General features: G+C 66.6%; 20 protein-coding genes. 9 read left to right on the top strand and 11 right to left on the bottom strand.

Features of this window, described 5'->3' with window-relative positions; all coding sequences use genetic code 11:
- Window positions 1-114: 114 nt before the first annotated feature.
- Window positions 115-555, top strand: a complete 441-nt coding sequence (locus BC102111_RS05820; protein WP_101623783.1) for an RDD family protein — start codon at window positions 115-117, stop codon at window positions 553-555.
- A gap of 86 nt (window positions 556-641) precedes the next feature.
- Here the strand turns inward: BC102111_RS05820 and BC102111_RS05815 are convergent, their stop codons facing one another.
- From BC102111_RS05815 to lipB, 3 genes are read right to left on the bottom strand one after another with little or no spacing between them, the layout of a single operon-like run.
- Window positions 642-1,373: a DUF4191 domain-containing protein gene (locus BC102111_RS05815; RefSeq protein ID WP_040341010.1), complete on the bottom strand. Its 732-nt coding sequence runs from the start codon at window positions 1,371-1,373 to the stop codon at window positions 642-644.
- A 55-nt stretch (window positions 1,374-1,428) separates the two neighbouring features.
- Window positions 1,429-2,481 carry a lipoyl synthase gene (gene lipA / locus BC102111_RS05810; protein ID WP_101623782.1) on the bottom strand — a complete coding sequence of 351 codons (1,053 nt, stop codon included), beginning with the start codon at window positions 2,479-2,481 and terminating at the stop codon, window positions 1,429-1,431.
- A gap of 10 nt (window positions 2,482-2,491) precedes the next feature.
- Complete coding sequence (lipB, locus tag BC102111_RS05805; protein ID WP_063250489.1) at window positions 2,492-3,130, bottom strand: lipoyl(octanoyl) transferase LipB; 639 nt, start codon at window positions 3,128-3,130, stop codon at window positions 2,492-2,494.
- Between the two features lie 156 nt (window positions 3,131-3,286).
- Here lipB and BC102111_RS05800 point away from each other — a divergent pair, with 156 nt between their 5' ends.
- Window positions 3,287-4,720: a hypothetical protein gene (locus tag BC102111_RS05800; RefSeq protein ID WP_101623781.1), complete on the top strand. Its 1,434-nt coding sequence runs from the start codon at window positions 3,287-3,289 to the stop codon at window positions 4,718-4,720.
- A gap of 62 nt (window positions 4,721-4,782) precedes the next feature.
- On the opposite strand, the gene sucB is transcribed toward BC102111_RS05800, so the two are convergent.
- The 3 genes from sucB to BC102111_RS05785 all read right to left on the bottom strand — a co-directional run bounded on the left by sucB (window position 4,783) and on the right by BC102111_RS05785 (window position 9,727).
- Window positions 4,783-6,681, bottom strand: a complete 1,899-nt coding sequence (gene sucB / locus BC102111_RS05795; protein WP_101623780.1) for a 2-oxoglutarate dehydrogenase, E2 component, dihydrolipoamide succinyltransferase — start codon at window positions 6,679-6,681, stop codon at window positions 4,783-4,785.
- Window positions 6,682-6,701: 20 nt separating this feature from the next.
- Window positions 6,702-8,090 (bottom strand): dihydrolipoyl dehydrogenase, encoded by a 1,389-nt coding sequence (gene lpdA, locus BC102111_RS05790; protein ID WP_040341012.1) that lies wholly within the window; start codon window positions 8,088-8,090, stop codon window positions 6,702-6,704.
- 152 nt (window positions 8,091-8,242) lie between these two features.
- Window positions 8,243-9,727, bottom strand: a complete 1,485-nt coding sequence (locus BC102111_RS05785; RefSeq protein ID WP_101623779.1) for a leucyl aminopeptidase — start codon at window positions 9,725-9,727, stop codon at window positions 8,243-8,245.
- Between the two features lie 109 nt (window positions 9,728-9,836).
- Between BC102111_RS05785 and BC102111_RS05780 the strand changes: the two genes are divergently transcribed.
- On the top strand, window positions 9,837-10,940 hold the full coding sequence (locus BC102111_RS05780) for a quinone-dependent dihydroorotate dehydrogenase (RefSeq protein ID WP_101623778.1): 1,104 nt from the start codon (window positions 9,837-9,839) through the stop codon (window positions 10,938-10,940).
- Here the strand turns inward: BC102111_RS05780 and BC102111_RS05775 are convergent.
- Window positions 10,915-11,520 (bottom strand): DUF3043 domain-containing protein, encoded by a 606-nt coding sequence (locus tag BC102111_RS05775; protein WP_009375703.1) that lies wholly within the window; start codon window positions 11,518-11,520, stop codon window positions 10,915-10,917. The genes BC102111_RS05780 and BC102111_RS05775 overlap by 26 nt on opposite strands.
- A gap of 23 nt (window positions 11,521-11,543) precedes the next feature.
- On the opposite strand from BC102111_RS05775, the gene BC102111_RS05770 reads away from it, so the two are divergent.
- The 6 genes from BC102111_RS05770 (at window position 11,544) to BC102111_RS05745 (ending at window position 17,174) form a co-directional block, all read left to right on the top strand.
- Complete coding sequence (locus BC102111_RS05770) at window positions 11,544-12,962, top strand: dipeptidase (protein ID WP_101623777.1); 1,419 nt, start codon at window positions 11,544-11,546, stop codon at window positions 12,960-12,962.
- A gap of 91 nt (window positions 12,963-13,053) precedes the next feature.
- Window positions 13,054-13,407 (top strand): HesB/IscA family protein, encoded by a 354-nt coding sequence (locus BC102111_RS05765; protein WP_009375707.1) that lies wholly within the window; start codon window positions 13,054-13,056, stop codon window positions 13,405-13,407.
- Between the two features lie 38 nt (window positions 13,408-13,445).
- Window positions 13,446-14,099 (top strand): leucyl/phenylalanyl-tRNA--protein transferase, encoded by a 654-nt coding sequence (aat, locus tag BC102111_RS05760; protein WP_101623776.1) that lies wholly within the window; start codon window positions 13,446-13,448, stop codon window positions 14,097-14,099.
- Between the two features lie 110 nt (window positions 14,100-14,209).
- Complete coding sequence (ctaC, locus tag BC102111_RS05755) at window positions 14,210-15,082, top strand: aa3-type cytochrome oxidase subunit II (protein ID WP_040341014.1); 873 nt, start codon at window positions 14,210-14,212, stop codon at window positions 15,080-15,082.
- The gene (gene ctaD / locus BC102111_RS05750) at window positions 15,079-16,776 is read left to right on the top strand and encodes an aa3-type cytochrome oxidase subunit I (RefSeq protein WP_063250498.1); all 1,698 of its coding nucleotides are present in this window, start codon (window positions 15,079-15,081) and stop codon (window positions 16,774-16,776) included. Before ctaC ends, ctaD begins: the two co-directional genes overlap by 4 nt.
- On the top strand, window positions 16,773-17,174 hold the full coding sequence (locus tag BC102111_RS05745) for a cytochrome c oxidase subunit 4 (protein WP_009375713.1): 402 nt from the start codon (window positions 16,773-16,775) through the stop codon (window positions 17,172-17,174). The genes ctaD and BC102111_RS05745 overlap by 4 nt, the downstream gene beginning before the upstream one ends.
- Before the next feature lie 981 nt (window positions 17,175-18,155).
- Here the strand turns inward: BC102111_RS05745 and qcrB are convergent.
- Genes qcrB through ctaE form a run of 4 tightly spaced genes read right to left on the bottom strand, consistent with a single transcriptional unit; the run spans window position 18,156 to window position 22,351 of the window.
- Window positions 18,156-19,781, bottom strand: a complete 1,626-nt coding sequence (gene qcrB / locus BC102111_RS05740; protein ID WP_009375715.1) for a cytochrome bc1 complex cytochrome b subunit — start codon at window positions 19,779-19,781, stop codon at window positions 18,156-18,158.
- Window positions 19,778-20,821 (bottom strand): cytochrome bc1 complex Rieske iron-sulfur subunit, encoded by a 1,044-nt coding sequence (gene qcrA, locus BC102111_RS05735; protein WP_009375716.1) that lies wholly within the window; start codon window positions 20,819-20,821, stop codon window positions 19,778-19,780. The genes qcrB and qcrA overlap by 4 nt, the downstream gene beginning before the upstream one ends.
- A 49-nt stretch (window positions 20,822-20,870) precedes the next feature.
- Window positions 20,871-21,659 carry a cytochrome bc1 complex diheme cytochrome c subunit gene (qcrC, locus tag BC102111_RS05730; protein WP_040341016.1) on the bottom strand — a complete coding sequence of 263 codons (789 nt, stop codon included), beginning with the start codon at window positions 21,657-21,659 and terminating at the stop codon, window positions 20,871-20,873.
- A 53-nt stretch (window positions 21,660-21,712) separates the two neighbouring features.
- Window positions 21,713-22,351, bottom strand: a complete 639-nt coding sequence (gene ctaE / locus BC102111_RS05725; RefSeq protein WP_430600154.1) for an aa3-type cytochrome oxidase subunit III — start codon at window positions 22,349-22,351, stop codon at window positions 21,713-21,715.
- Window positions 22,352-22,547 lie beyond the last annotated feature (196 nt).

Here is a 22,547-nt window from a genome sequence, read left to right as displayed (position 1 = left end):
GTGGTCCCTGACCACGATCCATCCTAGTTGGCCGGAGGTGAAGCCGTGATGACGGTCATGTTTCGCGGATGTTTCCTGAGGATTCTCCCACGTCGCCTTCGGTAGGCTGGCAGGGTGATCAATCGCGACGACCTCGGGTCCTGGCTGCAGGGCCCTCAGATCCACCGAGAAGAGGGCGACTGGCCCGGACGCAGGCTCGGCCTGCCGGAGACCGGTCGACACTCGGTCGCCCCCGCCTGGCGCCGCCTGCTCGCACTCATGGTCGACTGGTTCATGTGCCTGGCCATCGCCGGCGCCATCGGTTCGACGAATCCGTTCCTCGCCCCGGCGATCTTCGCCATCGAGAACATCCTCCTCGTCTCCACCCTCGGATACTCCGTCGGGCACCGCCTCTTCGGGATCGAGGTCCGTCGCCTCGACGGCCGTGTCCCGGGGTTCCTGCCCGCGATCATCAGGACGGCGCTCGTCGTCCTCGTCATCCCGGCGCTCATCTTCGACCGCGACAGCCGCGGCCTCCACGACCTCGCCGCACGCACGGTCATCCTCCGCCGCTGACTTCCTACTCGCTGACGCGAGGCCGGACGCACATCGGCCCCGACTCCGCATCTGCGGAGCCGGGGCCGACGAGTCTGCGGGGACGGTCAGCGTCCGCGCATCGCCTTGTGGTTGGGGCGGGCCTTGTTCGGGTCGATGCCCTTGGGGATCGGCGGGCGCGTGCCCTGCGTGCCGAGCGCGGAGAGCCGGTTGCGCACCGCGAGGACCTCGGCGCGGTTGAGCTTGCGCGGCAGCTTGTGCACGGCCGAGACGACCTGCTTCATCTGCAGCTGTCCCTCCTCGTTGCCGCCCTGGAGGGTGTGGACGGGAACATTGGGGAGGATGCGCTCATGGCGCTTCTTCTCCTTGGCCAGCAGCTTCGCGCTGCGGGCCTTCGGGCCCTCGCTGAGCAGCACGACGCCGGAGCGCCCGGTCGAGCGGAAGACGAGGTCGCGGCTCTTCGGGTCGATCGCGATCGGCTTGTCGTCCATGAGGTAGCCGCGGCGGGCGGTGTTGAGGACCGCGCCGAACGCACCGGGCTGGCCCTCCATCTGTGCGAACGCCGCGGTCTCGGCGAAACGGCCGAGCATGAACATCCCGAGGAGGAGGCCGACCATGAGACCGAGGATCGTCGTGAAGACGGCACCGCCGAAGACGAGTCCGGCCAGAAGACCGACGAGGGTGCAGCCGACGATCGCAGCGGCGAGCAGCCACGGAGTGGCCTTGTTGTGCTTGGCTGCGAGCTCGTAGACCTGGCGCATCTGCGCCAAGCGGCCCGGCTTCCGGTTCGGATCCTTGGGCTTGCGGCGGAAAAGTCCCTTGCGGCGTTCTTCGCTCATTCTCTCACTTGCTCTTGACGGGCCGGCGGGTCCCCGGAACCATGCCCGGGACCACTCATTGCTCAGCAGTCAAGTCTACCTCTTCGCCGGCGCCGAACATATCCACGACGGCCTGCGCCTCCTGGCGAGCCGGGGTGTGCTTGTCGAGGTGGGCGAGGTGGGAGGGGATCTCCTCCCCGCGGTGGCGCATGGCCGTCGCCCACAGGCGACCCGCGCGGTACGAGGAGCGCACGAGCGGACCCGACATGACGCCGAGGAAGCCGATCTCCTCGGCGGCGTCGCGGAACATGACGAAGTCGGCGGGCTTGACCCACCGGGTGACCGGATGGTGCCGGGGGGAGGGTCGCAGGTACTGCGTGATCGTGATGATGTCGCAACCGGCGTCATGGAGGTCCTGGAGGGCGGAGATGATCTCGTCATTCGTCTCGCCCATGCCGAGGATGAGGTTCGACTTCGTGATCAGTCCCGCCTCCCGGGCCTGCGTGATCACCGACAGTGACCGTTCGTAGCGGAAGGCCGGGCGGATGCGCTTGAAGATCCGCGGGACGGTCTCGACGTTGTGGGCGAGAACCTCGGGGCGGGAGGAGAACACCTCGGCGAGCTGGTCGGGCTTGGCATTGAAGTCGGGGATGAGGAGTTCGACTCCGGTGCCGCGGCCGTCGACGTGATCGAGGGCGTGGATCTGCCGGACGGTCTCCGCATAGAGCCAGGCGCCGCCGTCGTCGAGGTCGTCACGGGCGACACCGGTGATCGTCGAGTAGCGCAGACCCATCTCACCGACCGAGGCGGCGACTCGACGGGGCTCGTCGGCGTCGAAGTCGGCAGGACGGCCGGTGTCGATCTGGCAGAAGTCGCAGCGCCTCGTGCACTGCTCGCCGCCGATGAGGAACGTCGCCTCGCGATCCTCCCAGCACTCGAAGATGTTCGGGCATCCGGCTTCCTCGCACACGGTGTGGAGGTCCTGCTTGCGGACGAGGGACTTGAGCGAGGTGTACTCGGGGCCGATGTGGGCCTTCGCCTTGATCCAGGCGGGCTTCTCCTCGATGGGCACTTCCGAGTTCCGTGCCTCGACACGGAGCATACGGCGGCCTTCGGGTGCGATCGTCACAGGTGAGCTCCTAAGCGGTGATGGTCTCGTGGAGGATCTCGTCGAGCCGGGGGGCGACCTCTTCGGGGGTCACCGTGCGTCCGAGCTCGGCACTGATGGTCGTGGTGTCGGCGTCGGTGATCCCGCAGGGGATGATCGAGGCATAGGCGCCGAGGTCGTTGCTGCAGTTGAGGGCGAGGCCGTGCATGGTCACGCCCTCGTGGATGCGGATGCCGATCGCCCCGATCTTCCGGTCCCGGCGGACGCCGTCACCGAGGATCCACACGCCGGCGCGCCCCTCGACCGTCGTCGCCTCGATCCCGTACTCGCCGAGCAGGCGGATCATCGAGTCTTCGAGCTGGGCGACGAAGAGGCGGACCTCTTTGGGATCGTTGAGGCGGTAGATGAAGTAGGCGACGAGCTGGCCCGGGCCGTGCCAGGTGATCTTCCCGCCGCGGTCGACGTCGACGACCTCGGTGCCGTCGGTCGGCCGCTCATGGTCCTCGGTGCGCTTGCCCGCCGTGTAGACAGGCGGATGTTCGAGGAGGAGGATCGTCGACTCCCTCGTCCCGGCGAGCACGTCTTCGTGATACTTCTTCTGCAGGTCCCAGGTTCGCCGGTAGTCCGAGAAGGCCGGTGCGAAACCGAGAATTTCAGTGGCCAGAGGCATGCCACCACAATATGCCCGTTGATCGGGGTGTTCAATTGCGCAGAACATGACCCTCGACACCTTTCGCTCGCATTCCGCATTGACTTATCAAACGTCATCATCCATCATCGAATGACATCTAAGATCGTTTCGTTTCATCGATGGGGATGACGAACTATGACATGGCATTACGAGACCACGATCGCCGAGGTGGTCCACCGCCTCCGCGACGACACCGGTGAGTCCGTGTGGGGAGTCGAGAACCGCGGGTTCGATGCCGATCACGACGCGGCACGCGGTACGGAGTTGGTGCTCCTGCCGACGGGGGAGACCGAGGTCCTCCTCGTCGATCCCCTTCCCGGAGGCTTCGTCCTCGACGCCGTCCGCGCCGTCCACGGACTCACCGAGGCAGAGATCCATACTCTCCTGCGCGGATGCTTCGCCGAACTCGCAGCGGTCGGGGACCAGGCCTCCCGGCTCGGCCTCGACTGCTTCGCCCTCGACGCCGAGGGCCGCCCCCGTCTCATCCCCGGGGTGCGGCACCGGCTCGAGACCTCCGTCCGCCGGGCGATCGGCGAGCTCGTCTACCATGCCGCCTACGGATCCCCGTGGAGCGAGGCCCTGCTGCCGGTCGATGTCGCCCTCGCCGAGCGCAGCGCGCAGCTGCGCGCTCTGGTCGCCGATCTCCTCGACGACGATCCTGTCCCGCCATCCGGCGGGGAGGCCGGGGTGGCAGCCGCCGTCGCCGAGGTGTCTGCGCAGTTGGGCACTCTTCCCGCACCGGTTCCGTTGCCGCTCGTCCCGGCCTCCCGCGACCTCGATCCGGCGCAGGCGATCACCGCTCGGCTGCGGGCCGCTCCCGCGCAGGTCCCGACCCCGCAGGGCGACGCTGCCGATCGGCCGGGGCCGGGCTACGTCGGCGCCCGTCCGGGGGAGCGCTCCGGTCGCCTCGGCGCCGCAGCGGCCCTGCGTGCCGCGGCCGCTTCACACGCGCGTCGATCCCGGTCGAGGCGTGGGGAGCGGACCCGCAGGTCGGGTCGGCCACCGCGACGTCAGGAATCCACCCGATCCTCGTGGTGGACCAGGCTGCGGATGAGAGGAGGTCCGGTGCGCTGGGGCATCGCCGCGTCGATCGTCGTCGCCGTCCTCGGGGGTCTGCTCGTCGCCTGGTCGACAGCGGAGACACCACCGGCCGGACCCGAGCAGGCCGCGGCGCAACGGCCGCCTGCGGGCTCGGGGGACGGTGCGGGGGACGAGGAACCCACCGACGAAGACGTCATCGACCGCCTCGGCGACCTCTGTGCCGAACGCGCGCGGGCGCTGGGCGCCGGTGACGGGTATGCCCTCGCCGCACTCACCGTCCCCGGGTCGTCGGCGGCCGCCGCCGACGAACTCATCGACCTCTCCGCCTATGCGGGCGGGACGTACACGGTCACCGTCGAGGATGTCACCGTGGTCGAGCGCACCGACACCGGCATCCGGGTTGCGGCGCGGATGACGACGAGCGCGGAGATCGGAGGACAGGAGGAGCGGTTCGAGGCCGAGGACGTCGTCTTCACGCTCACCGAGCATGAGGGAGCCTGGAGGATCGCCGAGGTGGCGGAGGTGTGAATGCCGCAGGGGGCCGGTCGACCGACCGGCCCCCTGCGGGCGTGGGATGAGAGCGCTGCGACTCAGAGGTCGAGATCGGCCTCGAAGTTGCCGTCCTCGAGACGAGCCTTGATCGTCTGCAGGAAGCGACCCGCATCCGCACCGTCGACCAGCTGATGGTTGTAGGTCAGCGGCAGGTAGACCATGTCGCGGATCGCGATCGACTCCTCGCCGTCGGCCGTCTTGACGACGATCGGGCGGCGCACGATCGCACCGGTGCCGATGATGCCCATCTGCGGCTGGTTGATGATCGGCGTGTCGAAGAGCGCACCCACCGAGCCGATGTTCGTCACGGTGAAGGTGCCACCGGAGAGCTCATCGGGCATGATCTTGTTGTTGCGGGTGCGGTCGGCGACGTCGTCGATGGCCTTGGCGAGACCGGCGATGCTGAGATCGCCGGCGTCCTTGACCACCGGCACGAGCAGACCGCGCGGAGTGTCCACGGCGACCGCGAGGTTCTCGTGGTCGAAGTAGGTGATCTCCTGCGTCTCGAGGTCGTACTGCGCGTTGACCTTCGGGTGCTGCTTGAGCGCCTCGACGATCGCCTTGGCGAAGAACGGCAGGTAGGTGAGCTTGACGCCGTGCTTGGACTGGAACGCGTCCTTGCTCGCCTTGCGCAGCTTGGCCACACGGGTCATGTCGACCTCGATGACCTGGGTCAGCTGTGCCGAGACCTCGAGCGACTCGCTCATGCGCTTGGCGATGGTCTGCCGGATGCGCGAGGCCTTCTCCGTGGTGCCGCGCAGCTTCGCAGCCTCCTCGGGGATCTCGAGCGTGAACGGCTTCTTCGACTCACCGGCCGGGGTCGACGCCGAGGATGCGGCCGGACGGTTCGCGGCTGCGGCGAGGACGTCCTGCTTGCGGATGCGTCCGCCGACACCGGTGCCGGTGACCGTCGAGAGGTCGACGCCCTCGTCGCGGGCGAGGCGACGCACGAGCGGGGTCACGTAGGCGGAGTTCTCACCCACGGTGTCCGCGGCAGCCGACTCGCTCTTCGCCGGGGTGGACTCAGCCTTCGAGGCGGCCTGGGCGGCCGGAGCGGACTGTGCCGCCGGCTCCTCAGCCTTCGGCGACTCCTGCTTGGGTGCCTCCTGCTTCGGCTCTTCGGCCTTGGGCTCTTCAGCCTTGGGAGCCTCTTCCTTGGGCTCCTCCTTCTTCGGCTCCTCGGCCTTCGGCGCCTCCTCCTGCTTCGGCTCGGACTCTGCCGGCTTCTCAGCTGACGCGCTCGAGGATGAGGAGGGAGCTCCGGAACCGATCCGCGCGAGCGGAGCGCCGACGTCGACGGTCTCGTCCTCCTCGGCGAGGTGCGCCTGGACGATGCCGGCCACGGGGGAGGGGACCTCGGTGTCGACCTTGTCGGTGGAGACCTCGAGCAGGGGCTCGTCGACCTCGACCTCGTCGCCGACCTCCTTGAGCCAGCGGGTGACGGTCCCCTCGGTGACGGACTCGCCGAGGGCGGGCATCGTCACCTCGGTGCCCTCACCGGAATCGTCGGAGGAGGACTCCGCCTCGGCGGGTTCCGGGGACGTCTCGGAGGACTCGTCCGACGCAGAGCTCTCGTCGGTCGAGGACTCCTCCGTCGAGGACTCCTCGCCCTCGTCCGCACCGGAGGGTTCCTCGGTCGCACCGGCGGCGACGCTTGCGGGCTCCTCCTCGGGGGCGGTCTCCGAGTCCCCGGAGCCGCTGCCGTCGCCGATGTAGGCGAGGTCGCCGCCGACCTCGACGACGTCGTCCTCGTCGGCGAGGATCTTCTCGAGCACACCGGCGAAGGGGCTGGGGATCTCGGTGTCGACCTTATCGGTCGAGACCTCGAGCAACGGCTCGTCGACCTCGACTTCGTCGCCGACGGACTTCAGCCACCGGGTGACTGTACCTTCGGTCACCGACTCTCCGAGAGCCGGCATCTGCACGGAATTCGACATGTCTTTCGTCTCCTCGGATCTTATGAGTGGAAGTGCAGGGGCTTGCCGGCCAGCGCGAGGTGCGCCTCGCCGATGGCCTCGTTCTGCGTCGGATGCGCATGGATGAGCTGCGCGACTTCCTCAGGGAAGGCCTCCCAGTTGACGATGAGCTGAGCCTCACCGACCTGTTCGCTGAGGCGGGCGCCGATGCCGAAGATGCCGACGACGGGTCCGTCCTTCTCGCGGATGACCTTGATGAAGCCGGTCGTGTTGAGGATGACCGACTTCCCGTTGCCGCCGAGGTTGTACTCGAGGGTCTCGACGTTGTCCGCCCCGTACTTCTCCTCCGCCTGCTTGGCGGAGAGTCCGACGGAGAAGATCTCCGGCTCACAGTAGGTCACGCGCGGGATGCCCGATTCGATGATCGGCACCGGACCCAGCCCGGCGATCTCCTCGGCGACGAAGATGCCCTGGCCGAACGCACGGTGGGCGAGCTGAAGGCCGGGGACGATGTCGCCGACGGCGTAGATGTTGCCGACTCCGGTGTGGAGGCGCTCATTGGCGAGGACGAATCCGCGGTCCATCGGGATGCCCTGCTCCTCGAAGCCGAAGCCCTCGGTGACGGGGCCGCGGCCCACGGCGACGAGAAGGTATTCGGCTTCGAGCTCGGTGCCGTCCTCGAGCGTGACCTTGACGCCGTCGGCGGTCTCCTCGACGCCCTTGAACATGACGCCGAGCTTGTAGTTGATCTTGCGCTTCTTGAAGGCGCGCTCGAGGGCCTTCGAGATGGACTCGTCCTCGTTGGCGACAAGGTGGGGCAGACCCTCGACGATCGTGACATCGGCGCCGTAGGACTTCCAGACGCTGGCGAATTCGACGCCGATGACGCCGCCGCCGAGGACGATGACCGACTTCGGCACGGTGTCGAGCTCGAGCGCCTCGGTGCTCGTGAGCACCCGATCGGTGACGTCGAGGCCGAGCGTCTTCGACGTCGACCCGGTCGAGAGCAGGATGTTCTTGCCGGTCAGGGTGTACGTCTCATCGGCGCCCGTGACCTCGACCTGGTCCTTGCCGACGAGCTTGCCGTCACCGAGGTAGGTGTCGATGCCGCGGGCCTTGATGAGTCCCTGGAGGCCCTTGTAGTTGCGGTTGATGACGTTCGTCTTGTACTCGAGCACCTTGTCGATGTCGATGCCCTTGAACTCGGCGTCGACACCGAACGTCTCGGACTCCTTGGCCGAGTCGGCGACCTCAGCAGTGTGGAGGAGTGCCTTCGTCGGCACACATCCGCGGTGCAGACACGTTCCGCCCACCTTGTCGCGTTCGATCAGAGCGACCTTCATGTCGAGCTCTGCCGCGCGCAGAGCCGCGGCATAGCCGCCGGTTCCGCCGCCGAGGACGACTAGGTCGTAGGTCAATGAGTCACTCACGGATTACTCCTCGTAGCTGTGGTCAAGCCTGCCTCAGGCAGCTATCCCTCTTATCTTTCCACTTTTCTTCTCAGGCGCGAAAGCACACACTGTCTGTTCCGCCACAGGTGGGGAGCATCACTCCCGGCGCGACGGGGTGCGGAAGGCCCTGATCAGTCGGCGCTGCGGGCGAGCTGCACGAGAGTGCGCACTGCGGCACCGGTGGCCGCGACCGGGGTGTAGCCGAACGCAGAACCGGTGTTGAAGCTCGGACCGGCGATGTCGATGTGCGCCCACGCGGTGTCGTCTCCGACGAACTCGCGGAGGAACGCCGCGGCGGCGAGCATGCCGCCGGGGCGGGGACCGGAGTTCTTGAGGTCGGCTGCCGTCGAGTCGAAGCCTGCGAGCATCTCCTCGGGGATCGGCATCGGCCAGATGTCCTCTCCGGCGATCTTCGCCTGCTCACTCACCTTCTCCCGCACCGCCTCGTCGCCCATGACACCGGAGGTCCGGTTGCCCAGCGCGACGATCTGGGCGCCGGTCAGCGTCGCGACGTCGATGAGGAGGTCGGGGTTCTCCGCGTCGGCGTCGGTGAGGGCGTCGGCGAGGACGAGGCGGCCCTCGGCGTCGGTGTTCGTCACCTCGACGGTCTTGCCGCTGCGCATGGTGAGCACATCGGAGGGACGCTGCGCCGAGGATCCGGGCATGTTCTCCGCCAGCGGCAGCCACGCGGTGGCCTTGACGGGCAGGCCGAGGTCGGCGATGGCGAAGACGGCCTCGACGACGGCGGCGGCACCGGCCATGTCGGACTTCATGTCCTCCATGCTCGCGGCGGGCTTGAGGGAGAGTCCCCCGGAGTCGAAGGTGATGCCCTTGCCGACGAAGCTGAGGTGGCGGCGGGCACCCTTCGGGCTGTACTCGACCTTGACCAGGCGCGGTCCCCGCGTCGAGCCCTGTCCGACGCCGATGAGTCCGCCGTAGCCGCCCGCGGCGAGTTCCTTCTCACCGAGGACCGAGACCTTGACCTTCCGGGACTTCGCCTGGTCCTTGACCGTCTGGGCGAACGATTCGGGGTAGAGGTCGAGCGGGGGAGTGTTGACGAGGTCGCGGGCACGGTTGGTCGCCTCGGCGATGACGACGCCGGCGGCGTGGGCGCGGGAGAACGCCTTGCCCTTGGGGCCGAGGACCGTGACGGGACCCGGGACAGTGTCGTCGTCGCCGGTGCGGTAGGTGAGGAAGCGGTAGGCGCCGAGTCCGGCACCGACGGTCACGGCCTCGACATCCTCGGCGGAGGCGACCGGCAGCGCGAGCGCGATCGACGATGCCCCGCTCAGGGCCCGCAGCGCGGAGCCGGCGGCGCGGCGCAGGGTCTCACGGTCGGCGGTGTCGTCATCGGACTTCGCGGGGTCGAAGGATCCGAGGCCGACGAGGAGGACGCTGCCGGCGGCCACGCCCTTGGGGGAGGGGAGGCGCACGGTCGCCCCGGCCTTGCCGGTGAACTCGATCGCCTTCGCGGCGTCGTTGAGCGCGGTGGTGGCGGCCTTGGCGGAGTCGAGTCCGCGCACCTTGCCGTCGGCCACGCCGAGGACGAGCACGGCATCGCCGGCTTTGGTCGGATTCGTCGAAGAGTAGCTGGAGGGGGTGGAGGCACCGGGCATGTGTTCCCTTTCTTCGTCTGCGGGCATTGCCTTCGATCCTAGTCCCATATTCCCCGCCGAGGTGGACGTGCCCGCCGATGCGATGTGCGACTGCCCTATTGTTGGGGGCGTGTATCGACTCATCTTCACTCTGATCTTCAAACCCATGGACGCCGAGCGCGCTCACCATCTCTCCTTCACCGCGCTGCGGGTCCTCGATCGGATCCCCGGTCTCGGCAGGCTCCTGCGGGTCGTCTTCGCCCGGGGGACGCAGCAGCCCGCCGAGGTGCTCGGCCTCCCGTTCCCCAACCGGGTGGGCCTCGCGGCCGGCTTCGACAAGAACGGGGTCGGCGTCCGCGCGCTCTCCGCGCTCGGCTTCGGGCACATCGAGGTCGGTACGATCACCGCGCACGCGCAGCCGGGCAACGAGCGCCCGCGCCTGTTCCGGCTGCTGCGCTCCCGCGCGCTGCTCAACCGGATGGGCTTCAACAACGACGGGGCCCGGCAGGCCTCGTTCAACATCACCCGGCAGCGGAAGGCGCTCGCTGCACTGCCGGCGGCGAAGCGACCGATCATCGGGATCAACATCGGCAAGACGAAGGTCGTCCCCGCCGAGGACGCGGTCGCCGACTACGTCGCCTCGACGCGGGAGCTCGCACCTCTGGCCGACTACCTCGTCATCAACGTCAGCTCCCCGAATACCCCGGGTCTGCGCGACCTCCAGTCGGTGTCCGCCCTCGAACCGATCATCACCGCCGTACGGGAGACGGCCGCCGAGGTCGTCGCCGCCCCGCGTTCAGCACTCGGCCATGTGCCCTTGCTCGTCAAGATCGCCCCCGACCTCAGCGATGAGGACGTCCTCGACATCTGCGATCTCGCCGCACGGGCAGGCGCCGACGGGCTCATCGTCACGAACACGACGATCGACCGGAATGTCCTCACCGGGAGTGACGCCGCGTTCGCGCGCAGGGAGGCCGGCGGGATCTCCGGCAGGCCGCTGGCCGCGCGCTCGCTCGAGGTGCTCCGCCTCGTCGCGGCCACCGTCGGCGATGAGCTGACGATCGTCTCGGTCGGGGGCGTCGGCGACGGACGGGACGTCTCCGCACGGCTGGCTGCGGGAGCCGACCTCGTGCAGGTCTACTCGGAGATGATCTACTCGGGTCCCTTCTGGCCCGGACGGATCATCCGCGGTCAGGGGACCCGACTGCTCACTCGGGGTACTGGCGGCGCTTGACCTGCGGCTTGGGCATGCGCAGCGGCCGGAGCTGGACGCTGCGCATGACCGCGTAGAACGGGATGCCGCGCTCGACGGTGCCGAACTTCGCCCGCAGGCGTCCCTTGAGGATGTAGTTGAGGACGAAGCCGTCGAGGATGACGAGAGCGAGCAGACCCCACACGGCGTAGGTGAAGTACTGCTGGATCGCCACCGGCTGGGTGAAGGCGACGACGAGGATGAGGATCGCCGCCGGGATGAAGAGCTCGCCGATCGAGAAGCGGGCGTCGACGTAGTCGCGGACGTACCGGCGCTGGGGCCCGCGGTCGCGGCGGGTGAGGTACTTCTCCTCACCGTTCATCATCCCGATGCGGGCACGGTCGCGCTCCTTGCGCTGCTGTTCCTTCGCCCGCTGATTCGCGACCTTGCGGTCCTTCGAGACCAGGGGCTGACGGCGCACGGCCTCCTGCTGGCTTCGCTTGGGGGTCGGGCGGCCCTTCTTCGCCTCGGCATCACGAGGTGACGCCTCCGCTGCGGTGGAGTCGTCGTCGGTCTTGGGGGAGGAGTCGTTGTCCTCGTGAGTCTTCTTGCTTCCGAACACGGAATGAATACTACCGTTGGAGCATGAGTGATTCGACTTCCGCGCCTGATGCCGCCCACCTCCACGCCCGTGTCGACGAGATCTTCGACGACGTCCTCGACCAGCTGAGCGACCTCGTCGCGATCCCTTCGGTGGCGTGGCCGAGCTTCGACCCGTCCCAGGTCACCGCCAGCGCCGAGGCGGTCGCCGGCCTCGCCCGCGACCTCGGCCTCTCCGTCGAGATCCTCACCGCGGACACCGAGGACGGCGGGCAGGGATATCCCGCGGTCGTCGCCTCGGCCCCGGCTCCCGCCGGTGCGCCCACCGTCCTCCTCTACGCCCACCACGACGTCCAGCCTCCCGGCAGGGCCGAGGCGTGGGAGACCGAGCCCTTCGTCGCGACCCGGAAGGGGGACCGGCTCTACGGCCGCGGTGCCGCCGACGACAAAGCAGGGATCATGGTCCACCTCACGGCTCTGCGGCTGCTCTCCGACCGCCTCGGCGTCGGGGTCCGGCTCTTCATCGAAGGTGAGGAGGAGGCGGGCAGCCCGAGCTTCCGGAACTTCCTCGACCGCTACCGGGACAAGCTCGCCGCCGATGTCATCGTCGTCGCCGACTCGGGGAACTGGGCGGCCGGGGTGCCCGCGCTGACGACGAGCCTGCGCGGGATGTGCGCCGTCGAGTTCGAGGTCGCCACCCTCGATCATGCGGTGCATTCGGGCATGTACGGGGGTGTGGTCCCCGATGCGATGCTCGCGATGACGAAGGTGCTCTCGAGCCTCCACGACGACAACGGCTCCGTCGCCGTCGCCGGACTCGCCTCCACCTCGGAGACGGACATCGACTACGAGGAGTCCACGGTGCGCGAGGACTCCGGCGTGCTGCCGGGCACCGACCTCATCGGAACGGGAACGCTGGCCTCCCGACTGTGGGCCCAGCCCTCGATCACCGTCATCGGCCTCGACATCCCCGATGTCGACGTCTCCTCGAACACCCTGCAGCCGAGTCTGCGGGCCAAGCTCTCCATCCGCCTCGCCCCGGGCGACACGCCTGAGAACGCGGTGGCGGCGGTGACGAGGCACTTGGAGGAGAACCTCCCGTTCGGGACGAGTCTGAAGATCGGTGCGACCGAGGGAGGCAGCCCGTGGCAGGCCGACCTCAGCGACCCTGTCGTCCAGGTCGCCCGTGACGCGCTCACCGAGGCGTGGGGGAGGGAAGCGGCGACGATGGGCCTGGGCGGTTCGATCCCCTTCATCGCCGACCTCCTCGAGGTGTTCCCCCAGGCCTCGATCCTCGTCACCGGCGTCGAAGACCCGGACGCGCGGGCGCACAGCGCGAACGAATCCCTCTACCTGCCCGACTTCAAGGCCGCGATCGTCGCCGAGGCGCTGCTCCTCGACGCCCTCGGGCGCAGGGACGCGGAAGGCAGCGCAACAGGCGGCACCGAGCCCGCGGAGGCCTGAGCGGACAAACGTGACACGATGGGAATAGCCCGTGCCCGCCGCACGTTGAACGCGGTGTAGCCTTGGGCCCAAGACCACATGAGGAGTAGCAATGACAGCGACGAACGAAGCCACCGCCACGCACGAGGTCGAGCTCTCGGGCACGGCTGCGGACAAGGTCCGCAGCCTGCTGCAGCAGGAGGGACGCGATGACCTGCGTCTGCGTGTGGCCGTGCAGCCCGGCGGCTGCTCGGGGCTCATCTACCAGCTCTATTTCGATGAGCGCTTCCTCGACGGCGATGCCGTCCGCGATTTCGACGGCGTCGAGGTCATCGTCGACCGGATGAGCGTTCCCTACCTCAACGGATCGACCATCGACTTCTCCGACACCATCGAGAAGCAGGGCTTCACGATCGACAACCCCAACGCCGGCGGATCGTGCGCATGCGGCGACTCGTTCCACTGAGTCATCCCACGATCTGACGATCGTCTGAGCACCGCGACATGGACCTGGAGGATCTGCGCGCCGTCACTGCGACGGCGACAGGGCCCCAGGTCCTTTCCGCATATCGGGCCGGTCTCTTCCCCATGGGGATCGGTCGCGGGGGCACAGGTCGCATGGGGTGGTGGGCGCCGCGCCGCCGCGGTGTGCTCCTGCCCGGCGACCTCAGGGTGAGCAAAAGCCTGCGGAAGTCGATGCGCCGCTTCGACTACAGCGTCGACGGCGCCTTCGACGAGGTCATCCGCGCATGCGCCGACCCGTCCCGGACGGGGACGTGGATCACGCGTGAGATCATCGATCTCTACACGGGCCTCCACGAGGACGGCTGGGCCCATTCCGTCGAGGTCTGGGCCGAGGACCGTCTCGTCGGGGGCCTCTACGGGGTCGCGATCGGTTCGCTCTTCGCGGGGGAGTCGATGTTCCACCGCGAGACCGACGCCTCGAAGGCCGCGCTCGTCCACCTCGTCGGACTCCTCGACGAGGGTGCGGATACGGGTGTGACCTCGGCCGATGAGGACGAATGGCTCATCGACACACAGTGGCAGACGCCACATCTGGAAAGCCTCGGCGTGTCGGAGATCAGCGGTCTCGAGTACGCCGCGCGGCTTGATTCCGCGCTCCGGGGCAATCGCGCTCAGCCAATTCTCAACAAATGAACATCTGCATGTGAATTTCTACCGTGTGTAGCGGTAGTCTGGTAGATGACAAAGTACGAGTTCGTCCTTCGGCATGCCGAAAGGCGAAAGATGGTTGTGAAAGGCTGCACGTGGATTCTCCGAATCAGTCAGGGCCGCGACGGTCCTGGGCGAAGCGGCTCGGCATTCTGGGCGCGGTGACTCTGCCGGCGCTCCTCTCGGGATGCACGAAAGAGCAGATTGCCAACGGATTCTTCCCACTCGAATCGAAGGGTGCGACCAACCACACGGAGGCCTACACCGCCCTGTGGAACGGAGCGTGGATCGCTTCGATGATCGTCGGCCTCATCGTGTGGGGCCTCATCCTCTGGGCGATCGTGGCCTACCGCCGCCGCAAGAACGATCGCGGCCTGCCGGTGCAGATGCGCTACAGCATGCCGATCGAGATCCTGTTCACGGTGACGCCGGTCATCCTCGTGCTCGGATTCTTCTTCCAGAACGTCCAGGTGATGGCAAAGACCACCGATGACCGGACTCCCGGCGAGCAGGTCATCGAGGTCGCAGCCAAGCAGTGGGCGTGGGACTTCAACTACGTCAATCAGGACGTCTACTACGCGGGCACGCAGGTCAACCTCGACGGCACTGAGAAGCCGGGCGAGAACGCCCCGACCCTCTACCTGCCCGTCAACACGGATCTCGAGATCAAGCTCCATTCGCGTGACGTCATCCACTCCTTCTGGGTTCCCGCCTTCCTCGAGAAGCGCGACATGATCCCCGGCCACGACCAGAGCCTGTTCCTGCGTGCCGAGAAGGAAGGCGAGTACGTCGGCAAGTGCGCCGAGCTCTGCGGTGAGTACCACTCGGAGATGCTCTTCAACGTCAAGGTCGTCTCCAAGGCCGAGTTCGAGGAGTACACGCAGTCGCTCGCGGATCAGGGCAACACCGGTCAGCTCGGGCCCGAATACGATCGCAACTGGTACCCGAAAGAAGGTGCTCAAGAATGACCGCTACGACAGACAGAGCGGCTCTTGACGCTCCGGTCGTTCCCCGGAGCAAGGGCAAGATCATCGTCGACTGGATCACGTCGACGGACCACAAGACCATCGGGTACATGTACCTGATCGGCTCGTTCTTCTTCTTCTGCGTCGGCGGCGTGATGGCGCTGATCATCCGCCTCGAGCTCTTCGAGCCCGGCATGCAGATCATCGAGACGAAGGAACAGTACAACCAGCTGTTCACGATGCACGGCACGCTCATGCTGCTGATGTTCGCGACTCCGCTCTTCGCCGGCTTCGCCAACGTCATCATGCCGCTGCAGATCGGCGCCCCGGACGTCGCGTTCCCCAGGCTCAACGCCTTCGCGTTCTGGCTCTACCTCTTCGGCAGCCTCATCGCGCTCTCGGGCTTCCTCACCCCGCAGGGTGCGGCCGCGTTCGGCTGGACGGCGTATGCGCCGCTGAGCAACACGACGTTCACCCCTGGTGCCGGCGGCAACCTCTGGGTCCTCGGACTCGCGCTGCAGGGCTTCGGCACGATCCTCGGCTCGGTCAACTTCATCACGACGATCATCACGATGCGTGCTCCGGGCATGACGATGTTCCGCATGCCGATCTTCAGCTGGAACGTCCTCATCACGGGCATCCTCGTCCTCATGGCCTTCCAGCCCCTGGCTGCGGCGCTGCTCGTCCTCGCCTCCGACCGCATCCTCGGCTCGCATGTCTTCAGTCCAGGAAACGGCGGACCGATCCTCTGGCAGCACCTGTTCTGGTTCTTCGGACATCCGGAGGTCTACGTCATCGCCCTGCCGTTCTTCGGCATCATCACGGAGATCATCCCGGTCTTCAGCCGCAAGCCGGTGTTCGGTTACAAGGAGCTCGTGTTCGCGACGATCTCGATCGCCGCTCTGTCCGTGACCGTGTGGGCTCACCACATGTACGTCACCGGTGTGGTGGCGCTGCCGTTCTTCGCCTTCATGACGATGCTCATCGCGATTCCGACAGGCGTGAAGTTCTTCAACTGGATCGGCACGATGTGGCGTGGCTCGATCACGTTCGAGACGCCCATGGTGTGGGCCATCGGCTTCCTCGTGACCTTCCTCTTCGGCGGTCTCACGGGAGTCATCCTCGCCAGCCCGGCCCTCGACCAGTCGGTCTCCGACTCGTACTTCGTCGTCGCCCACTTCCACTACGTCGTCTTCGGCACGGTCGTGTTCGCGATGTTCGCCGGATTCTACTTCTGGTGGCCGAAGTGGACGGGTCGGATGCTCAACGAGAAGCTCGGACACATCCACTTCTGGATCCTCTTCATCGGCTTCCACGGCACCTTCCTCGTCCAGCACTGGCTCGGTGTCGACGGCATGCCCCGCCGCTACGCCGACTACCTGCCGCAGGACGGCTTCACGTGGATGAACCAGGTCTCGACCGTCGGTTCGCTCGTCCTCGGCCTGTCGATGGTGCCGTTCTTCTGGAACGTGTGGATCACGTCGCGCAAGGCGCCGAAGGTCACCGTGGACGACCCGTGGGGCTACGGTGGGTCGCTCGAGTGGGCCACCTCGTGCCCGCCCCCGCGTCACAACTTCACCTCGCTGCCGCGGATCCGTTCGGAGCGCCCGGCATTCGACGTCAACCATCCTGAGCTTCTGGAATACGCCGGCCACGGCCACGCCGAACCTCAGCTCGCCGGAGGTACCGCCAAGTGAAAGCATCGATCAACGTCTTCATCTACTGTGGTCTGTTCTTCATGGCCATGGGAGTCGTCTACGGATTCGTGACGCACTTCAACGAGCTCGTCGGCTTCCCGGCGCTGCTGCTCGTCGGAGTCATGTCGATCATGATCGGCGTCTACCTGTGGCTGACCGACCGTCGTGTCGGCCGCCAGCCGCAGGACAACGACGTCGCGGAGATCTCCGACGCCGACGCCGACTACGGTTTCTTCAGCCCGTGGAGCTGGTGGCCGATCGTCTGTGCCGCCGCCGGTGCCGTCTCCTTCTACGGCATCGCGATGGGCTGGTGGATCTTCCCGTTCGGTGCGGTGCTCGGCGTGGTCGCCCTCGTCGGCATCTCGTACGAGCACGATCGCGGTGGGTTCGCCCACTGATCGCAGGTCACTGATCGCGCAGGCGAGGGCCCGGACTCTTCAGGAGTCCGGGCCCTCCCGCATTCACGCTTGCGCCGGTGTCGGACGGGTTGCCGCGTTGCGGCACCTCAACGCCGATCCCGCGCCGCCGCGTCGCGACACGACAACGCCGCAACGCACCCGGAGCGGCATAACCGCGCGGAAGCACCGCACAACGCCCACGCAGCGGCGTCAAGGCAGAGGTGCTCGTGTCTGCGCCGGGCTCCATCCTCCACACGTATCGCTAAAACCCACCCGTAGCGCCGTAACGCACTTGGAGCACCACAACGCCCCTGAAGCGGCAAACCCTCGCTGTAGCACCGCACGACGCCCACGTAGCGGCAAATCATCCCCGTGCAACGGTAGGACGTAGCGCGGAGGGTGCGGGTTGCACGGCGGGGCGCACAGCCGAGCCGGGGGAGCGCAGCGGCGCCGGCTAAGAGTTGCTCGCGTCTGCCCGGCACAATCCCGCACACGGAGCGCTGGAAGGCACCTGCAGCGTCCTAACGCCCATGTACCGCGACGACTGTCAACGGCGCACCCTTAGCGCCGCAACGCACTTGGAGTGCCACAACGCCGCTGAAGCGGTAAATCCCCGGCGAAGCACCGCACGACGCCCATGTAGTGGCAAATCATCCCCGTGCAGACGTAGGACGTAGCGCTGAGGGTGCGGCGTGCTCGGAGAGGCGTTTCGAGCACGAGTGCAGGCCGCGCTCGACATCAAGACGAGGCGAGCAGGCCACGCCCAGCGCACACTTGGCGACCGGATCGGCATGCTCGAGGCGACACTCTCCGGCCGTCGACGCACAGTAACGGGGGACAGGCTCGCGCCCGACCGGGGCACACCCCTGCGGATACGAAAAGCAGCCACCGCACGGCGCGCCACAGACACGACGAGGGCCCAGCACATAGCGTGCTGGGCCCTCTCGGTGCCGGTCGACGATCAGCCGACCGCCGGCGCGATCAGTGGCTGAGCGACTTCGGATCCGAGCCTTCGACGGCCTCATGGTCGTGATGCGAGGCTTCGAGCTCGGTCTTCGTCACCGGCGCGACCCGGTCTTCGAAGAAGAACTTCGACAGGCGGGCGCGGAACTTCTCGAGCGCGGTCACCTTGCCCTCAGCGTTCGGCTGCGGCGGAATGTAGTGCGGCGATTCGAACGCGGTGAGCTTCCACAGCTTGTTCGGCGGGAGCGCCTCATGGCGCTCGAGGAACTCGCCGTGGGGCAGACGGATGATGTTCGCCGTCTCACGTCCGTGCAGCGCGACCTCACGGTCCTTGCGCTGGAGTGCGAGACACATGCGCTTCGTGACGATGTAGCCGATGATCGGTCCGAGGAAGAAGAGTGCACGGAAGATGTAGATCATGTCGTTGAGCGACATCTGGAAGAACACGGCGATGATGTCACCCGACGCCGCCGCCCACAGGTTGCAGTAGAAGATGATGCCTGCCACACCGATGGCGGTGCGTGTGGGGTTGTTGCGCGGACGGTCGAGGATGTGGTGCTCGCGGTTGTCCTTGAGCAGCCAGGCCTCGAAGAACGGGTAGACGAACATCGCCGCGAACACACCGCCGAGGACGATGACCGAGCTGTTGATGTTGAACGAGATCGGCCAGCCGGCGATGTAGAACTCGAACCAGCCCGGAACGATGCGGAGGAAGCCGTCCGCCCAGCCGATGTACCAGTCCGGCTGGGTGCCGGCGGAGACGGGGGAGGGATCGTAGGGCCCGTAGTTCCAGATCGGGTTGATCGTGAACAGTGCTGAGATCACGGAGATGACACCGAAGATGAGGAAGAAGAACCCTCCGCCCTTCGCTGCGAAGGTCGGGAGCACGGGCTCGCCGACGACGTTCTTCTCGGTGTGGCCGGCGCCGGGCCACTGCGTGTGCTTGTGGACGACGACGAACATCAGGTGGATGCCGATGAGCGCGATGAGCAGGGCGGGGACGATCATGATGTGGAGCGTGTAGAGACGCGACACGATGTCGATGCCTGGGAACTCGCCGCCGAAGACGAAGAACGAGATGTACGTTCCGACCAGCGGCAGGGACTTGAGGATGCCGTCGATGATGCGCAGGCCGTTGCCCGAGAGCAGGTCGTCGGGCAGCGAGTAGCCGGTGAAGCCGGCGGCCATGGCAAGGATGACGAGGAAGACGCCGACGACCCAGTTGAGTTCGCGGGGCTTCCGGAACGCACCGGTGAAGAACACGCGCAGCATGTGGAGGCTCAGCGCCGCCACGAAGAGCAGAGCGCCCCAGTGGTGCATCTGCCGGATGAAGAGTCCGCCGCGGATCTCGAACGAGATCTCGAGCGTGGAGTTGTAGGCCTCGGAGATCTCGACTCCGCGCAGCGGAACCCACGGACCTTCGTAGTGGAGCTCACCCATCGCAGGGTGGAAGAAGAACGTGAGGAAGGTGCCCGAGAGCACGACGATGACGAAGCTGTAGAGGGCGACCTCGCCGAGCATGAAGGACCAGTGCGAGGGGAAGATCTTGCGTCCGAACTCGCGAACGAGCTTGGAGGCCCCGACGCGGGATTCGGTGAAGTCCGCCAGCTTCCCGACAGGTGTGGTGGGCTGTGAAGTACTCATGGGTGGTTGATCTCCCAGAACGTAGGTCCGACGGGCTCAGGGAAGTCCGACTGCGCGACCAGGTAGCCTTCGCTGTCCACGGTGATGGGCAGCTGGGGCAGCGGGCGCTTCGCCGGGCCGAAGATGACCTTGCAGTGCTCGGTCACGTCGAACGTCGACTGGTGGCACGGGCAGAGCAGGTGATGGGTCTGGTGCTCGTACAGCGCCACGGGGCAGCCGACGTGCGTGCAGATCTTCGAGTACGCGACGATGCCGTCGTACGACCAGTCGGCGCGAGCAGGATCCTCTTTGAGCTCCTTGGGATCGATGCGCATGAGGAGGACAGCGGCCTTCGCCTTCTCGTCGAGCGCATGACCCTCGTTCGTGTCATCGCCGATGCCGGAGGGAAGGACATGGAAGGCCGAACCGATTGTGACGTCCTCAGCCTTGATCGGACGCTCCGAATCAGGGGAGGGGATTCCGCCCGGGTCGCGGATGAGTCGCACACCCTCGCCCCACAGGGTCTTGAACAGCGCATCGCCCGGAAGCGGACCGAGGTCGCGGAAGACGAGGATCGCCGGCAGGGGTGCGATCGCGAGAGCGGCGATGAGCGTGTTGCGCAGAAGCGGACGACGGGCGATGCCCGACTCCTCCTTGGCCTGGTGGAGGATCTCGAGCGCGATCGCCTGATCCTCTTCGCTGCCGTTGATGTCATGGCGCTCATCGATGCCCTCATGATCGCTCATGAGGTTCTTCGCCCAGAGCACCGCGCCGGCACCGAGGCTGAACATCGCCACGGCGGCACCGAGTCCCACCATCATGGTGTGGATGCGGATGCTCTCCATCGACTCTCCCAGCGGGAAGAGGAAGTACGCGACGATGAACCAGATCGTGCCGATCATCGAAGCGATGAACCACAGCGCCACCTGGCGCTCGGCGACCTTCTGGGCACGCGGGTCGGCGTCGGTCAGTCGCGGCTTGTGCTCAGGCAGGCCAGGGTTGGTGAACCCGTTCAGCTCCTCGAGCTGGCTGCCGCCGCCGGAGTGCTCTTTCGAGGTCATGAATTTCCCCGTCTAATCTCGTGATGGTAGGTGAACGACAACTGCGGACTCACTTCGCCCTCGAGGAGAGCCATACGGTGATGCCGATGACTGCGGCGAGTCCGAAGAACCAGATGAAGAGGCCCTCAGCCACTGGTCCCAGGGATCCGAGCTTGAATCCGCCGGGGGAGGGGTTCTCCGACACTTCCCGGATGTACGAGATGATGTCTCGCTTGTCCTCGGGAGTGAGGTTCGCGTCGTTGAAGATGGGCATGTTCTGAGGTCCGGTCTGCATCGCCTCGTAGAGGTGCTTGGGCGAGACCTCGGACAGGTTCGGCGCGTACTTGCCGCGGGTGAGCGCACCGCCGGCGCCGACGACGTTGTGGCACATCGCGCAGTTCGTGCGGAAGAGCCCGCCGCCGGCGGCGGGGTCACCCTTCGCAGGATCGAGGTACTGCTCCTCCGGGATCGCCGGTCCCGGTCCGAGCGAGGCGACGTAGGCCGCGAGCTGCGCGGTCTGCTCGTCGTTGAACTGCGGTTCCTTGACGCGGGCCTGCGGGCCGTTCGCCTGCAGCGGCATACGACCCGTGCCGACCTGGAAGTCGACCGCTGCCGCACCGACGCCGATGAGTCCGGGTCCGGCCTTCGTGCCCTCGGCATTGAGGCCGTGGCATGTCGCGCAGTTCGCGGCGAAGAGCTTCTTGCCCTCTTCGATGTCGGAGGCGCTGGCCGTCGTTGAGGCATTCGCGCTCGAGGTCTGGGTGAAGAGTGCGTACGCTCCGCCGGTCAGCAGCAGGCCCACGAGGAGGAGCACGACGAGTGCCATCGGGTGCCTGCGGCGATCTGCTAATAGCTTCACGTGATGGTCCTTTGCTTGGAGTTTCGAGTGTCCGACCGAATGCTCGGTGCCGGCTACTGGAGGAGGTAGATGACGCCGAAGAGGCCGATCCAGACGACGTCGACGAAGTGCCAGTAGTAGGACACGCAGATCGCGAAGGTCGCCTCATGGTGCCCGAACTTCTTCGCCCCGTACGCACGTCCGATGACGAGCAGGAAGCAGATGAGTCCGATGGTCACGTGGAGACCGTGGAAGCCGGTGGTGAGGTAGAAGACGGAGCCGTACCCGTCGGTGTTGATGGCCACACCCTCGCGAACGAGCTCTGCATACTCCATGACCTGGCCCGACACGAAGACCGCGCCGAGGAGGAACGTCAGATAGAACCATTCGACCATGCCCCATTTGGCGATGTTGAACAGCGAGCCGGTCCGCCGTGGGCGGAACCTCTCGGCAGCGAACACGCCCATCTGGCAGGTGAAGGACGACGACACCAGGATGATGGTGTTGCCGAGTGCGAACGGAACGTTCAGCATCTCGGTGCGCGTCTCCCACAGACCCGGCACGACGGATCGGATGGTGAAGTACATGGCGAAGAGCGCGGCGAAGAACATCAGGTCGCTTGCGAGGAACACGATGAAGCCCACCGTGGTCACATTCGGGCGATTGACTACCGGATGTGCTGGCGCTGTCTGGGATGCAGTGGCAGTTGACACCCCACCATTATTACCCGTCTCGGGGTGAGTTTTCACCTTTTACCCAGGTTTCGGAGGAGAAATTTCTACACGGTGTAGCGAAAACCGCGGATTGGTGCCGCAATCTCGTTCCGGTGTGACGTCCACCCCGCGTGTCGAGAACGCGATAGGATGCCGCAGGTAAGCTCCGCCTCCTGTCCGGAGGCGGTGGATGTCC

The sequence above is a fragment of the Brevibacterium casei CIP 102111 genome, assembly GCF_900169275.1.
In the GTDB taxonomy this organism is placed as follows: Bacteria; Actinomycetota; Actinomycetes; order Actinomycetales; family Brevibacteriaceae; genus Brevibacterium; species Brevibacterium casei.
The sequence above is the reverse complement of the archived record's forward strand: the minus strand, read 5'-3'. Positions and strand labels throughout refer to the sequence as shown.